Source organism: Streptomyces sp. NPDC041122 (assembly GCF_055592445.1).
This window is the reverse complement of record NZ_JBVIYQ010000008.1, coordinates 50,294-63,425: the sequence shown is the minus strand read 5'-3', so window position 1 is coordinate 63,425 and position 13,132 is coordinate 50,294. Positions and strand designations below refer to the sequence as shown.

The 13,132-nt window shown below is 72.6% G+C and carries 8 protein-coding genes; 4 read left to right on the top strand and 4 right to left on the bottom strand.

Annotated elements, in window-relative coordinates:
- The first annotated feature begins 45 nt into the window (after window positions 1-45).
- Window positions 46-732 (top strand): response regulator, encoded by a 687-nt coding sequence (locus ACZ6B8_RS26955; protein WP_471608963.1) that lies wholly within the window; start codon window positions 46-48, stop codon window positions 730-732.
- 253 nt (window positions 733-985) lie between these two features.
- Entirely contained in the window at window positions 986-2,002 is a 1,017-nt protein-coding gene (locus ACZ6B8_RS26950; protein ID WP_471608962.1) for a lytic polysaccharide monooxygenase auxiliary activity family 9 protein, read from the top strand.
- A gap of 97 nt (window positions 2,003-2,099) precedes the next feature.
- On the opposite strand, the gene ACZ6B8_RS26945 is transcribed toward ACZ6B8_RS26950, so the two are convergent.
- The 3 genes from ACZ6B8_RS26945 to ACZ6B8_RS26935 form a co-directional block, all read right to left on the bottom strand.
- On the bottom strand, window positions 2,100-2,963 hold the full coding sequence (locus tag ACZ6B8_RS26945) for an esterase/lipase family protein (RefSeq protein WP_471080194.1): 864 nt from the start codon (window positions 2,961-2,963) through the stop codon (window positions 2,100-2,102).
- A gap of 270 nt (window positions 2,964-3,233) precedes the next feature.
- Window positions 3,234-4,289 (bottom strand): DNA polymerase Y family protein, encoded by a 1,056-nt coding sequence (locus ACZ6B8_RS26940; protein ID WP_471608961.1) that lies wholly within the window; start codon window positions 4,287-4,289, stop codon window positions 3,234-3,236.
- Window positions 4,286-7,759 carry a DNA polymerase III subunit alpha gene (locus ACZ6B8_RS26935; protein ID WP_471608960.1) on the bottom strand — a complete coding sequence of 1,158 codons (3,474 nt, stop codon included), beginning with the start codon at window positions 7,757-7,759 and terminating at the stop codon, window positions 4,286-4,288. The genes ACZ6B8_RS26940 and ACZ6B8_RS26935 overlap by 4 nt, the downstream gene beginning before the upstream one ends.
- 196 nt (window positions 7,760-7,955) lie before the next feature.
- Between ACZ6B8_RS26935 and ACZ6B8_RS26930 the strand changes: the two genes are divergently transcribed.
- Both ACZ6B8_RS26930 and ACZ6B8_RS26925 read left to right on the top strand, forming a co-directional pair.
- Window positions 7,956-8,999 (top strand): ABC-2 transporter permease, encoded by a 1,044-nt coding sequence (locus tag ACZ6B8_RS26930; protein ID WP_471080186.1) that lies wholly within the window; start codon window positions 7,956-7,958, stop codon window positions 8,997-8,999.
- Window positions 9,000-9,095: 96 nt separating this feature from the next.
- A complete protein-coding gene (locus ACZ6B8_RS26925; protein ID WP_471608959.1) occupies window positions 9,096-10,244 on the top strand; it encodes an AAA family ATPase in 1,149 nt (382 codons plus the stop codon).
- Window positions 10,245-10,295: 51 nt separating this feature from the next.
- On the opposite strand, the gene adhE is transcribed toward ACZ6B8_RS26925, so the two are convergent.
- On the bottom strand, window positions 10,296-12,893 hold the full coding sequence (gene adhE, locus ACZ6B8_RS26920) for a bifunctional acetaldehyde-CoA/alcohol dehydrogenase (protein WP_471608958.1): 2,598 nt from the start codon (window positions 12,891-12,893) through the stop codon (window positions 10,296-10,298).
- Between the last annotated feature and the right edge of the window lie 239 nt (window positions 12,894-13,132).

Below are 13,132 nucleotides of genomic sequence, written 5' to 3'. Positions count from 1 at the left end.
CAACGGACGTTGTGGTCGTTGTGGTCGCGCCCATAGCCTGCGGCGATGACAAGGGTGCTGGTCGTGGACGACGACTTCATGGTCGCCAAGCTGCACAGTCGGTACGTCGCGGCGGTGGAGGGGTTCACCGTGGTCGGGGCCGCGCACAGCGGCGTGGACGCGGTCGACGCGGTCCGGCGGCTGCGTCCCGATCTGGTCCTGCTCGACGTGTACCTGCCCGACATGGACGGCATCGCCGTACTGCGCGAGCTGCGGGCGGTCGAGGAGCGCGAGCCGGGGCGCCGGCCGGTCGACGCCCTGTTCATCACGGCGGCACGGGACGCGGCGGTCGTCCGCGCGGCGCTGCGGGCGGGCGCCCTGCACTATCTGATCAAACCGTTCGACCAGGCCGCGCTGCACGAGCAGTTGAGGCATGTGGCGGCGTTGCGCTCCCGCCTCGACGGCCTGCGGGAGGCCCGCCAGGAGGACGTCGACCAGCTCTTCGGCACGCGGCCGCCCGGCTCCCGGGAGCTGCCGAAGGGCCTGGCCGCGCACACGGCGGAACTGGTGGAACGGACCCTGCGCGGCCACCCGGGCGGCCTCTCGGCAACGGAGTGCGCGCAGGCCGGCGCCCTGTCCCGGGTGAGCGCACGCCGCTACCTGGAGTTCTTCGCGGACACCGGTCGCGCGGAGGTGACACTCCGGTACGGCGGCACGGGGCGGCCGGAGCGGCGGTACCGGTGGGTGGGGTGAGCGGCGGACGTCAGGGGCCCCTCGTGCGCCTCGTACGGGGCGTTGTCTGAGCTCCTGATTAGCCCTCCCTTAACCGCACCATAAAGATCGCCATCACCGGCGCTCAGCAGGGGATTTCACGGTTTTCAGGGGCTAGTTTTCTGACTCGCCGGGGCGATGACGAACCGTCGGTGCCGCTGGTGATCGGGGGGCTGTGCCGCCCGTTCGCCGTCGCCCCGTGTCCCCCCTGAACCGCCGTTTGAGGAGAACCCGTATGTCCGCTCGTCGCAAGGCCGCCGCGATCGCCGCCGTCGGTGTGGCCCCGCTCGCCCTGACCGCTCTCTCGGTCTCGCCCGCCGCCGCGCACGGCTCGATGACGGACCCGGTCAGCCGGGTCTCCGCCTGCTTCCAGGAGGGCCCGGAGTCGCCGAAGTCGGCCGCCTGCAAGGCCGCCGTGCAGGCCAGTGGCGTGCAGGCGTTCTACGACTGGAACGCGGTGAACATCGCCAACGCCGCCGGCAAGTCGAAGCAGATCATCCCCGACGGCAAGCTGTGCAGCGCCGGCAACGACAAGTACAAGGGGCTCGACCTGCCGCGCGCCGACTGGCCGTCCAGCAAGCTGACGGCCGGCGACCACACCTTCCGCTACAAGGGCACCGCCCCGCACAAGGGCTCCTTCGAGCTGTACATCACCAAGGAGTCGTACGACCCGTCGAAGCCGCTGAAGTGGTCGGACCTGGAGGAGAAGCCCTTCGTCGACGTCGCCGACCCGAAGATGGAGAACGGCGACTACGTCTTCGACGGCAAGATCCCCGCCCGCCAGGGCCGCCACCTGATCTACTCGGTCTGGCAGCGCTCGGACTCCCCCGAGGCCTTCTACACCTGCTCCGACGTCGTCTTCGGCAAGGACACCGGCGGCACCGGATCCGCCCCCGCCCCGGCCGCCTCCGCCCCCTCCGAGCAGGAGATCGCGGCCGGTGCCGACAAGTCGACCGTCGAGCACCACGGCCACGGGGACGCCCAGGCCCACACCGGCGCCGAGGCCACCGCCGCCGCGCCGGCCGCCGACGGGCCCGCGGCCGACGAGCCCGCGGTCGGCGACAACCGGCCCGAGGTGAACGGCGGCGCCGAGAAGCCGGTCACCACCGCCGACGACAGCCTCGCCGAGACCGGCGGCGACAGCACCACCCCGTACATCGCGGTCGGCGGTGCCGCCGTTCTCGCCGTCGGCGCCGCGGCGATGTTCGCCACGACCCGTCGCCGTGCGGCGAGCGGACGCCACGGCCGCTGAGCAGGTGGCGCATGAATGACGGTGCATGAGTGACCGTGCATGAGTGCAGGGCCGTGCTCCCCCGCCTGGGGGGCACGGCCCTGCGCGTCGTCCGCGACTACGACAGACAGGTGCTCGGTGTCGCGTGCGCCGGGTCCAGCGCGTTCGCCACCTCGTGGTGGGCGACGCGGTCCAGGATGCCGATCGCCACGTGCTCCGAGGCGTCGACGGGGCACAGGTCCTGCAGCGTCACGTTGTGCACGCCGGGTCCGTCGAGGAACTGCGTGCGGTACGGGGTGACCACCTCGTCGTACTTGGTGGCGATGACGGTGTAGCGCACGCCGGGCACCGTGTCGCCGCCCGCGTTGAGCTTGGTCAGGAACGGCGATCCGGCCACCTGGTCGGCGAGACCCGGGGTGTTGGTCGTCAACAGGTCCTCGATGCCCGGGAAGTACGGCAGCAGCTCGGTGAAGCCGAGGAGCGTCGTGCCGTGATTGTCCGGGGCGAGGCCGATCAGCGCGTTCACCTTGTCGGCGCCGCCGAGGAACTTCAGGTAGTAGCGGGGCATCATGCCGCCCTGCGAGTGGCCGACGAGGTCGGCCTTCCGCGCGCCCGTCGCGGCGAGCACCTTGTCGACGAAGGCGTCGAGCTGTCCGGCCGACTTGTCGATGGGGCCGAGCCCGTTGAAGAGGGGCACGCCCGGCAACTGCCCGTAGTCCAGGGAGAAGACGCAGTAGCCGCGCTTGACGAGGTAGGGCGCGAGGACGAGCCAGTTGTCGACGGAGTTGCCGAACGTGCCGTGCACGAGGACGACGGGGCGGGGGTGCGCGGCGGACGGCTTGCAGCCGTAGTCGTTCCAGCCGCTCGACGAGGCGGACGTCTCGGGTGACGCGGCCGCCGTGGCCGCGGGGGCGAGGGTGGCCGCGCCCGTGACGAGCAGGACGGCGGCGAGGGCGCGCAGCGCGCGTCTCCAGGGCAGCATCGTGTGATCTCCTTGCGGCTCAAGGGAGTGGCGAGGAAGGTGCGATGGGGTGCGTGGGGTGCGTGGGGGTGCCCTGTGACCCGGATCGACAGGATGCCGTGCTCACGTCAAATTACGCGCGAGTAGATGAAGAGTGAAGCGGCGCGTCGGCAAAAAGTTCCAGTGTTCACTGGCGTGGTCGTCACCGCACGGCAGACACTGCACGAGGGACGCCGCACGGCAGTCGCCCGTCGCATCGGAGCGGACCCCGCGCGAGCATCACACCCCGCCTCACGCCGCCAGCGTCCCCGGCACGATCGCCCCGGGCCCGAACTTCTCCCGCGCCCGGTCCGCCACCTCCTCGATCCGGCGGGCCTTCTCGTCCGCCGGGTCGAACGTCAGCTGGTGGGTGGCGTGTTCGGCGGGTCCGAGACCCTCCGCGCGCAGCGACACGGCTCGCACCCGGGCCCGCTGCAGGCCGAGCGACTCGTACATGCGGTAGGCGGCCGTGGTGAGCGCGGCGGAGTGGGCGGTCGGCTCGGGCAGGGTACGGCTCCGGGTGATCGTCGCGTATCCGGTGCGGTCCGCGTACCGCACGGTGAGGGCGAGCGAGCGGCACACCTGGTCCTCGCCGCGCATCCTGACGCCCAGCTCCTCGGCGCCGGAGAGCAGCGCGCGGCGGTGCCGGAAGGGGTCGAGCTCGTCGCGCGGGAAGGGGCGTTCGACGGCGAGCGAGCGGGCGGCGGCGTTCGGTGTAACCCGGGTGCGGTCGACGCCCCGCGCCTTCTCGCCCAGCTCGCGGCCCGCGCGGGCACCGAGGAGCCGCTGCAGGGTGGACAGCGGTGCCGCGCCGACCTTCTCCAGGGTGTCGAGGCCGTACTCGCAGAGCGTACGGGCGGTGGCGCGGCCGATGCCCGGCAGCTCACCGACCGGCCGTCCGGCGAGGAACTCCCGTACGCCGTCCGGCCCTTCGGGCACCGCACACGTCACCCCGGGGGCGGCGCCGCGCGCGGCCATCCGCGCCAGCATCGGCCCGGGCCCGGCGCCGACCGCGCACTCCACCCCGTACAGCGCGAGCGCCCGCACCCGGATCAGCGCGGCCAGCTCGGCGGCGTCCCGCCGGAAGTACCGCCGCGCCCCGCGCACGTCCACGAGCGCGGCGTCCGGCGGCAGCGCCTCGACCTGCGGGGTGAACTCCCCCAGCAGGGCGATCAGTTGGGGCAGCACGGCTTCGTACAGGGGCGGCAGCAGGAACCGTACGTAGAGAGTGGTGGCCCCGCCGTCCACCCTCACCCCGCTCCCGTCACCCGTGCTCGCCCCGCCGCCCCCGGCGATCCCGTCGTTCATCCCGCGCTCCCCGGACTCTGGTGCCACAGCTTCCTGTTCGTGCCCGCCGATCCCTCGCCCGCCGGGCGCAGATCCGCCCAGGGGTGCATCTCGTATCCGTTGGCCATGCGGATGCGGCGGCCGCCTGCCGGGTCCCGCACCTCCTCGGGGGCCGCCCCCGGCTCCGGTTCCGCCAGGCGCGCCGCCACCGCGTCAAGGCCGCCCTCCTTGCGCACCTCCACCAGGTCCGCCAGATTCCACGCCGCCGCGCCCACCACGCTGAGGCTGCGCGGGCCGCGGCGCTGCACCACGCCGCGGACCAGCAGCAGCCAGGAGTGGAAGACGGTGTGCGCGCACCGCTCGTGGGCGTCGTCGAAGAAGGCCAGGTCGACCAGGCCCGTGCCGTCGTCCAGGGTGGTGAAGATGACGCGCTTGCCGGAGCGGATCGGCGGGGTCTGGGTGGCCGCCTTGGCGCCCGCGACCAGCACGGTCGCGCCGTGTTCGGCCTCGCGCAGCCGCCGCGCGCTGAATACGCCGAGCTCCTCCAGGAAGCCCCGGTGGTCGCCCATGAGGTGGCGCGAGGAGTCCATGCCGAGGACGCCCAGTTCGGCGCTGAGCCGCTCCGCGTCGTCCAGGTCGGGCAGGCCCGCGGGGGCCGTCTTCCGGCCGTCGGCCAGCGGGAGTTGGGCCCCGGCCCCGCCCCGTCCGCCCCGCCCGGGCCGCGCGCCCCGGCGCAGCTCGGCCAGGTGCAGTTGCAGGTCGCGGCGGTTGGCGCCGAACGCGTCGAGCGCGCCGACCTGCGCGAGCCGTTGCGCGACCGGCTTGGCGGGCCGGGCCCGCTCCCAGAAGTCGACGAGCGAGGCGTAGGGCTGCCCGTCGGCGATCCGCGCGGCCTCCGCCTCGCTGATGCCGTGCACGTCGGAGAGGGCGAGCCGCAGCCCCCAAACCTCCCGGGATCCCGCTTCATCGGACACCAGTTCGATACGGTGAGCGACCGCGGACCGGTTCACGTCCAGCGGAAGGATCGGCACCCCCCGCCGCCGCGCGTCCGCGAGCAGCAGCCGCTTCGGGTACATGCCGGGGTCGTGGGTGAGCAACCCCGCGTAGAAGGCGGCCGGGTGATGAGCCTTCAGCCACGCCGACTGGTACGTCGGCACGGCGAAGGCCACCGCGTGCGCCTTGCAGAAGCCGTACGACCCGAAGGCCTCGACGATCTCCCAGGTGCGGCCGATCGTCTCCGCGTCGTACCCCTTGGCGGCCGCCTGCTGCGCGAACCAGAAGCGGATCCGGCCCTGCGACTCGGGGTCGGAGAGTCCGCGCCGCACCCGGTCCGCCTCGTCGCGCCCGCAGCCGGTCATGACGTTCACGATCTCGATGACCTGCTCGTGGAAGACGACGACGCCGTAGGTCTCCTTCAGTGCGGGTGTCAGGTCGGGATGCGGGTAGCGGACGGGCGCGCGGCCATGCCGGGACTCGATGAAGGGCCGCACCATGTCGGCGGCGACCGGCCCCGGCCGGAACAGCGAGATGTCGACCACCAGGTCGTGGAAAGTCTCGGGTTGCAGCCGGCCGACCAGATCGCGCTGGCCGGGCGACTCGATCTGGAAACAGCCGAGCGTCTCGGTGGACTTGATGAGCCGGTACGTCGCCGGGTCGCCCGGCGCGACCCGGCGCGGGTCGTCGAGGTCCACCACGTCGCCGGTGGCCCGCTCGACCTCCGCCACCGCGTGTGCCATCGCCGACTGCATCCGCACCCCGAGCACGTCCAGTTTGAGCAGCCCGAGGTCCTCCACGTCCTCCTTGTCGAACTGCGACATGGGCAGGCCCTCGCCGCTGGTCGGCACCACGGGCGTACGGGCGAGCAGCGAGGCATCGGAGAGCAGCACCCCGCACGGGTGCATGGCGACGCCGCGCGGCAGCGCGTCAAGACCCTCGACCAGCTCCCACAGCCGCTTGTCGCCGCCCCGCTCCCGGGCCACCTCCCGCAGCTCCGGCAGCTCCTCCAGCGCGGCGCGGGCGTCGCGGGCGCGGATGTGCGGGAAGGCCTTGGCGATCCTGTCGATCTCGGCGGGGTCCATGGACAGGGCGGCGCCCACGTCGCGCACGGCGTGCCGGACGCGGTAGGTCTCGGGCATCGCGACGGTCGCGACCCGCTCGGTGCCGAAGCGTCCGATGATCGCGCGGTAGACCTCCAGGCGGCGGGCCGACTCGACGTCGATGTCGATGTCCGGCAGGACGTGCCGCCGCTTGGACAGGAACCGCTCCATGAGCAGCCCGTGTTCGACGGGGTCGGCGTGCGCGATACCGATGAGGTGGTTGACCAGGGAGCCCGCGCCGGAGCCGCGCGCCGCGACCCGGATGCCCATGCCGCGTACGTCGTCGACGACTTGGGCCACGGTCAGGAAGTACGAGGCGTAGCCGTGGTGGTCGATGATGTCCAGCTCGTGGTGCATCCGCTCCCAGTACGCGCGCCGGGTGTCATAGCCGCGCCGGATCATGCCGGCCGCCGCCCGTGAGGCGAGGACGCGTTGCGCGGTGCGCCGCCCGGCGCCGACCAGGCGCGGCTCGGGGAAGTGCACGGAGCCCATGCCGAGGTCGTCCTCGGGGTCGACGAGGCACTCGGCGGCGGCCGCCCGGGTCTGTTCGAGCAGGCGGTGGGCGGTGTCGCGGCGGAATCCCGCGGCCTCGACGACGCGCTCGGCGACGCGCAGCATGTCGTCCGCGCCCTTGAGCCACCGTTCGCCGCTGTCGAGTCCCTTGGCCGGGTCGACGGGGACGAGGCGGCGCGCGGCGTCGAGGACGTCGGCGACGGGGCCCTGGCCGGGGTCGGCGTAGCGCACGGCATTGCTCAGGACGGGGCGCACGCCCTGTTCGGCGGCGAATCCGACGGTGCGTGCGGCCAGCCGCAGCGAGCCGGGTCCGGTGCCCTCGCGGCCGTGCCAGACGGACTCCAGCCGCAGCGCGTCGCCGTAGCGCTCGCGCCAGGGGACGAGGAGGCGGGCGGCGCGGTCGGGGCGGCCCGCGGCGAGCGCGCGGCCCACGTCGGAGGCCGGGCCGAGCAGCACGGTCAGTCCGTCCCCGTGGTTCTCCGGCCAGGGCAGGACGGGCGGCCCCTCGGCGGTGCCGGCGCGGTGCGCGGCGGTGATCAGCCGGCAGAGCGCGGCCCAGCCGGTGGCGCCGTCCCGGGCGAGGTAGGTCACGCGCGGGGTCGACTCATCGATGAAGGCACCTCCGCGCACCGGGGCCCGGCGCCGCTCGCCCGCGGCCGGGGCGGCCTCCCCGACCGCCAGTTCGGCCCCGAAGAGCGGCCGGAGGCCCGCCTTGGCGCAGGCCTTGGCGAACCGGACGGCGCCCGCGACGGTGTCCCGATCGGTGAGGGCGAGGGCGTCCATGCCCCGCTCGGCGGCGCGCTCGGCCAGCCGCTCCGGATGCGAGGCGCCGTACCGCAAGGAGAACCCGGAGACGGTGTGCAGATGCGTGAACCCTGGCACACGCACCTCCTGGAACCCTGAACCGATCCGATCTCACATCCCCCTGCTCTCCACCATAGACCAGTTTCGAACTTACGTACGACACGTATGTTCGATTAAGGAGTGCGGGGCGGCCGTCCCCCTGTCTCCCCCTGCCCCCTCGTCCGTTCGGCCCATCCCACCTGCGCGAACGCCCGCGGCCCCCGAGCGTGGACGCATGAGCTTCGCCGATGAATTCAAGAGCGCCGTCACCCCGCGAGCAGCCCTGCTCGTCATCGGCGTCCTCGCCCTGCAGCTGTTGTTCATCGCCTCCTACGTAGGAGCGCTGCACGACCCGAAACCCAAGGACGTCGCCTTCGGGGTGGTCGCCCCGGGGCCCGCGGCCCAACAGACCGCCGACCGTCTGGAGAAGCTCCCCGGCGAACCGCTCGACCCCCGCGTCCTCAAGGACGAGGCCACGGCCCGCCGCCAGCTCATGAACCGCGACATCGACGGCGCCCTGCTCGTCGACCCGCGCGGCACGACCGACACCCTCCTGGTCGCGTCCGGCGGCGGCACCGCGCTCTCCAGGACCCTCACCGACCTCGTCGGCAAGGTCGACGCGGAGCAGAAGCGCACGGTCAGGACGGACGACGTGGTCCCGGCCTCGGCCCACGACTTCAACGGCCTGTCGTCCTTCTACCTGGTCGTCGGCTGGTGCGTCGGCGGCTATCTGTGCGCGTCGATCCTCGCGATCAGCGCGGGCTCCCGCGCCGCCAACCTCTCGCGCGCGGTCATCAGGCTCGCCACCATGGCGCTCTACTCGATCGTCGGCGGCCTCGGCGGCGCCGTCATCATCGGGCCGATCCTCGGCGCGCTGCCCGGCAGCGTCCTCGGCCTGTGGGGCCTCGGCGCCCTGGTGATCTTCGGAGTCGGCGCGATCACGCTCGCCCTGCAGGCGCTCACCGGCATCGTCGGCATCGGCCTGGCCGTCCTCCTCATCGTCATCGGGGGCAACCCGAGCGCGGGCGGCGCCTTCCCGCTGCCGATGCTGCCGCCCTTCTGGCGGGCGATCGGCCCCTGGCTGCCGCCGGGCGCGGGCACCTGGGTGGCCCGTTCCATCGCGTACTTCGAGGGCAACTCGGTCACCCGGGCCCTCCTCGTCCTCTCCGCCTGGGCGGTCCTCGGCGTCGTCGTCACCCTCGCCCTCTCCGCCCGCCGCAGGAGCCCGCACAGCAGCTCGATCGACCTCAGCGCCACCCGCTACCGGGGCATCGCGTGACCCTCGCACGACGTGAGCGCCGCCCGCGCCTGACGTGAGCGGCGGTGGCCCCGCGGCCGGGCCGCGTTGTCAGACCCCGGTGCGAGGCTGGGACGCATGATCCGCACACTCGCCGTCGAGAACTACCGCTCCCTGCGCAAGCTGATCGTCCCGCTGGACCGGTTGAACGTGATCACGGGCGCGAACGGCACGGGCAAGTCCAGCCTCTACCGCGCCCTCCGGCTCCTCGCCGACTCGGCCACCGGCGGCGCGGTCGCCGCCCTGGCCCGGGAGGGCGGCCTGCCCTCCGCGCTCTGGGCGGGCGAGCGCACGGCGGAGCCCGCGGGCCTGAAGCTGGGCTTCGCGGGCGACGAGTTCGGGTACGCGGTCGACTTCGGCCTCCCCCAGTCCAGCGGCGCGGGCCCCGGCGGCGCCCCCTCCCTGTTCGCCCTCGACCCCGAGATCAAGCGCGAGTCCACCTGGGCGGGCCCCGTCCTGCGCCCCGCCGCGCTGCTCTGCGACCGCGCGGGCCCCGCCGTGCGCACCCGCACGGCCGACGGCGGCTGGCACCGCTCCCAGGGCATCCGGCCGTACGACAGCATGCTGAGCGAGTTCGCCGACCCGCAGCTGGCGCCCGACCTGCTGCGGCTGCGCGAGCTGATCCGCTCCTGGCGGTTCTACGACCATGTGCGCACCGACGCCGACGCGCCCGCCCGCGCCGCCCGCATCGGCACCCGCACCCCCGTCCTCGCCCACGACGGCGCGGACCTGGCCGCCGCCCTGCAGACCATCCGCGAGACCGGCGACGACCGGGCGCTCGACGAGGCGGTGGACGACGCCTTCCCCGGCAGCCGGGTCCGCGTCGTCGACCACGCCGGGCGTTTCGAGCTCCAGCTGCACCAGCACGGACTGCTGCGCCCGCTGGGCCCCGCCGAGCTGTCCGACGGCACCCTGCGCTATCTGCTGTGGGCCGCCGCGCTGCTCACCCCGCGCCCGCCGGCCCTGCTGGTCCTGAACGAACCGGAGACCAGCCTCCACCCCGACCTGCTGCGCCCGCTCGCCGACCTGATCGCCGCCGCGACGAAGGACACCCAGATCGTCCTGGTGACCCATGCCCGCCCTCTTGCCGAAGCGGTGGCCAAGGGAGCGGCCCGCCACCGGGTCGACGTCAACTCCGTGGAACTGCTCAAGGAGTCGGGCCGAACGACGGTGGCGGGCAGGGAAGGCTTTCTGGACGAACCCCTGTGGTACTGGCCGAAGCGGTGAGTCCGTATCTGCGGCTTATCGGTGGCTGGTCGCGCCGTTCCCCGCGCCCCTTCAGGGCGCGCCGTAGTACGCCTGCCGCATGAGCCCCTCCATCTCGGAGAGCATCGGCATCCGCGGATTGGCCGGCGCGCACTGATCGGCGTACGCGTTCATCGCCTGCTGCGGCAGAGCCGCCAGGAAGGCCGCCTCGTCCACACCCTCCTCCTGGAAGGACGCCGGAATACCGCACCTGGCACGCAGTTCCTCGACCGCACGGGCATAGGACTCGACACCTTCCTCGGGGGTGGCCGCCGGCAGGCCCAGCATCCGGGCGATCTCCTGGAACCGCTCCGGGGCGCGGTAGACCTCGGCCTTCGGCCACGGCGTCGCCTTGCCGGAGACCGTGCCGTTGTGCCGGATGACGTGCGGCAGGAGCAGCGCGTTGGTACGGCCGTGGGCGACGTGGAAGGTGTTGCCGAGGGTGTGCGCCATGGCGTGCACCAGGCCGAGGAAGGCGTTGGCGAAGGCCATGCCCGCGACCGTCGAGGCGTTGTGCATCTTCTCGCGCGCCTCGGGGTCCTTCGCCCCGTCCACCACGCACCGCTCCAGGTTCCCGAAGATGAGCTTGATCGCCTGGAGGCAGAGCCCGTCGGTGTAGTCGTTCGCGTACACGGAGACGTACGCCTCGGTGGCGTGGGTCAGCGCGTCGAAGCCGGAGTCGGCGGTGACGGTGGCCGGGAGCTCCATCGGCAGGACCGGGTCGACGATGGCGACGTCCGGGGTGAGCGCGTAGTCGGCGAGGGGGTACTTCTGCGCGGCCTCCGGGTCGGAGATGACGGCGAAGGGGGTGACCTCGCTGCCCGTGCCCGAGGTGGTCGGGACCGCCACCAGCTTCGCCTTGTCGCCGAGGCCGGGGAAGGTGAAGGCCCGCTTGCGGATGTCGAAGAACTTCTCCTTGGTGTCCGCGAACTCGACCTCCGGGTGCTCGTACATCAGCCACATGATCTTGGCCGCGTCCATCGGCGAGCCGCCGCCGAGCGCGATGATCGTGTCCGGTCCGAAGTCCCGCATCCGCGCGGCACCGGCCCGCACGGTCGCGAGCTCCGGGTTGGGCTCGACGTCGTCGATGACCTGGACGGTGACCGGCTCGGGGCGGGCCGCGAGGATGTCCGTCACCCGCCGCACGAACCCGAGCGCCGACATGGTCCTGTCCGTGACGAGCGAGACGCGCCGGATGCCGTCCATCTCACCGAGGTAGCGCAGTGCGTTGCGCTCGAAGTAGATCTTCGGGGGGACCTTGAACCACTGCATGTTGTTGTTGCGCCGTCCGATCCGCTTGACGTTGATCAGGTTGACCGCGGAGACGTTGTCCGACACCGAGTTGTGCCCGTACGAGCCGCAGCCGAGGGTGAGTGAGGGCAGGAAGGCGTTGTAGACGTCGCCGATGCCGCCGAAGGTGGAGGGCGCGTTGACGATGACGCGGACCGCCTTGACCCGCCGGCCGAACTCCTCGGCGAGCTCCTCGTCCTCGGTGTGGACGGCGGCGCTGTGCCCGAGGCCGTCGAACTCGACCATCCGGGCCGCCAGTTGGAGCCCGTGCTCGGTGGTGTCGGCCTTCAGGACGGCCAGCACCGGGGAGAGCTTCTCGCGGGTCAGCGGCTCGCCCTGGCCGACCTCGGCGCACTCGGCGAGCAGGACCGAGGTGCCCTCGGGCACGGTGAACCCGGCCTGTTCGGCGATCCACCGCGGGGACCTGCCGACCACCGCCGCGTTCAGCTCGGCGCCCGAGCAGTTGTGGGCGAAGGCGGTGGTGCCGAAGACGAACTCCTCCAGCTTGGTCTTCTCGGCCGCCGTGACGACGTACGCGCCGAGCCGTTCGAACTCCGCGATCCCCGCGTCGTAGACCTCCGCGTCCAGGATGACCGCCTGCTCGGAGGCGCAGATCATGCCGTGGTCGAAGGCCTTGGAGAGCACGATGTCGTGCACGGCCCTGCGCAGCCTGCCGGTTCGGGTGACGTACGCGGGCACGTTCCCGGCGCCGACGCCGAGCGCGAGCTTGCCGCACGAGTAGGCGGCCCGGACCATCGCGTTGCCGCCGGTGGCGAGGATCGTGGAGACGCCCTCGTGGTGCATGAGCAGGCCGGTGGCCTCCATCGAGGGCTCCTCGATCCACTGCACGCAGTCCTCGGGGGCGCCTGCCTCGACCGCGGCGTCCCGCACGATGCGGGCCGCCTCCGCGGAGCAGCGCTGGGCGCCCGGGTGGAAGGCGAAGATGATCGGGTTGCGGGTCTTCAGGGCGATGAGCGCCTTGAAGACCGTGGTCGAGGTCGGGTTGGTGACCGGGGTCATCGCGCAGACGACGCCGACGGGTTCGGCGATCTCGGTGACGCCGTTCAGCTCGTCGCGGGCGATCACGCCCGCGGTCCTCAGGCCGCGCATCGAGTTGACGACGTGCTCGCAGGCGAAGAGGTTCTTGACCGCCTTGTCCTCGAAGAGGCCGCGCCCGGTCTCCTCGACCGCCTGCCGGGCGAGCTCCCCGTGCCGGCCGAGCGCGGCGAGGGAAGCCCTCTTGACGATGTGGTCGACCTGCTCCTGGTCGTAACCCTCGAACCGGCCGAGCGCGGTGAGCGCCCTCGCCACCAGTCCGTCCACCATCTCGTTGGCCTGCATGGCGGCACTCCTTCGTCGGGACTTTTCCGCTGCACCTCGATTCCACACCCGTACGCCTTACGCGAGGCGCCGAAAAGGACCCCGAACGCAGGGCAGAAGGTCCTTCAGGAGAATGGAAAGCGCCTCAGAAATGCCCCTTGACCTGCAGACCTGTCAGGGGACTTCAGACCTGTGCGCACTTGTGAAAACTTTCACAAGAAATACGGAAAAGCCCCGCCCCCACGGTCGCGGGGGCGGGG

What these genes read in the sequence shown, in the direction of transcription:
- ACZ6B8_RS26955 (WP_471608963.1), top strand. Translation starts at nt 46, where the DNA reads ATGACAAGGGTGCTGGTCGTGGACGACGACTTCATGGTCGCCAAGCTG.
- ACZ6B8_RS26950 (WP_471608962.1), top strand. Translation starts at nt 986, where the DNA reads ATGTCCGCTCGTCGCAAGGCCGCCGCGATCGCCGCCGTCGGTGTGGCC.
- ACZ6B8_RS26945 (WP_471080194.1), bottom strand. Translation starts at nt 2,963, where the DNA reads ATGCTGCCCTGGAGACGCGCGCTGCGCGCCCTCGCCGCCGTCCTGCTC.
- ACZ6B8_RS26940 (WP_471608961.1), bottom strand. Translation starts at nt 4,289, where the DNA reads ATGAACGACGGGATCGCCGGGGGCGGCGGGGCGAGCACGGGTGACGGG.
- ACZ6B8_RS26930 (WP_471080186.1), top strand. Translation starts at nt 7,956, where the DNA reads ATGAGCTTCGCCGATGAATTCAAGAGCGCCGTCACCCCGCGAGCAGCC.
- ACZ6B8_RS26925 (WP_471608959.1), top strand. Translation starts at nt 9,096, where the DNA reads ATGATCCGCACACTCGCCGTCGAGAACTACCGCTCCCTGCGCAAGCTG.
- adhE (WP_471608958.1), bottom strand. Translation starts at nt 12,893, where the DNA reads ATGCAGGCCAACGAGATGGTGGACGGACTGGTGGCGAGGGCGCTCACC.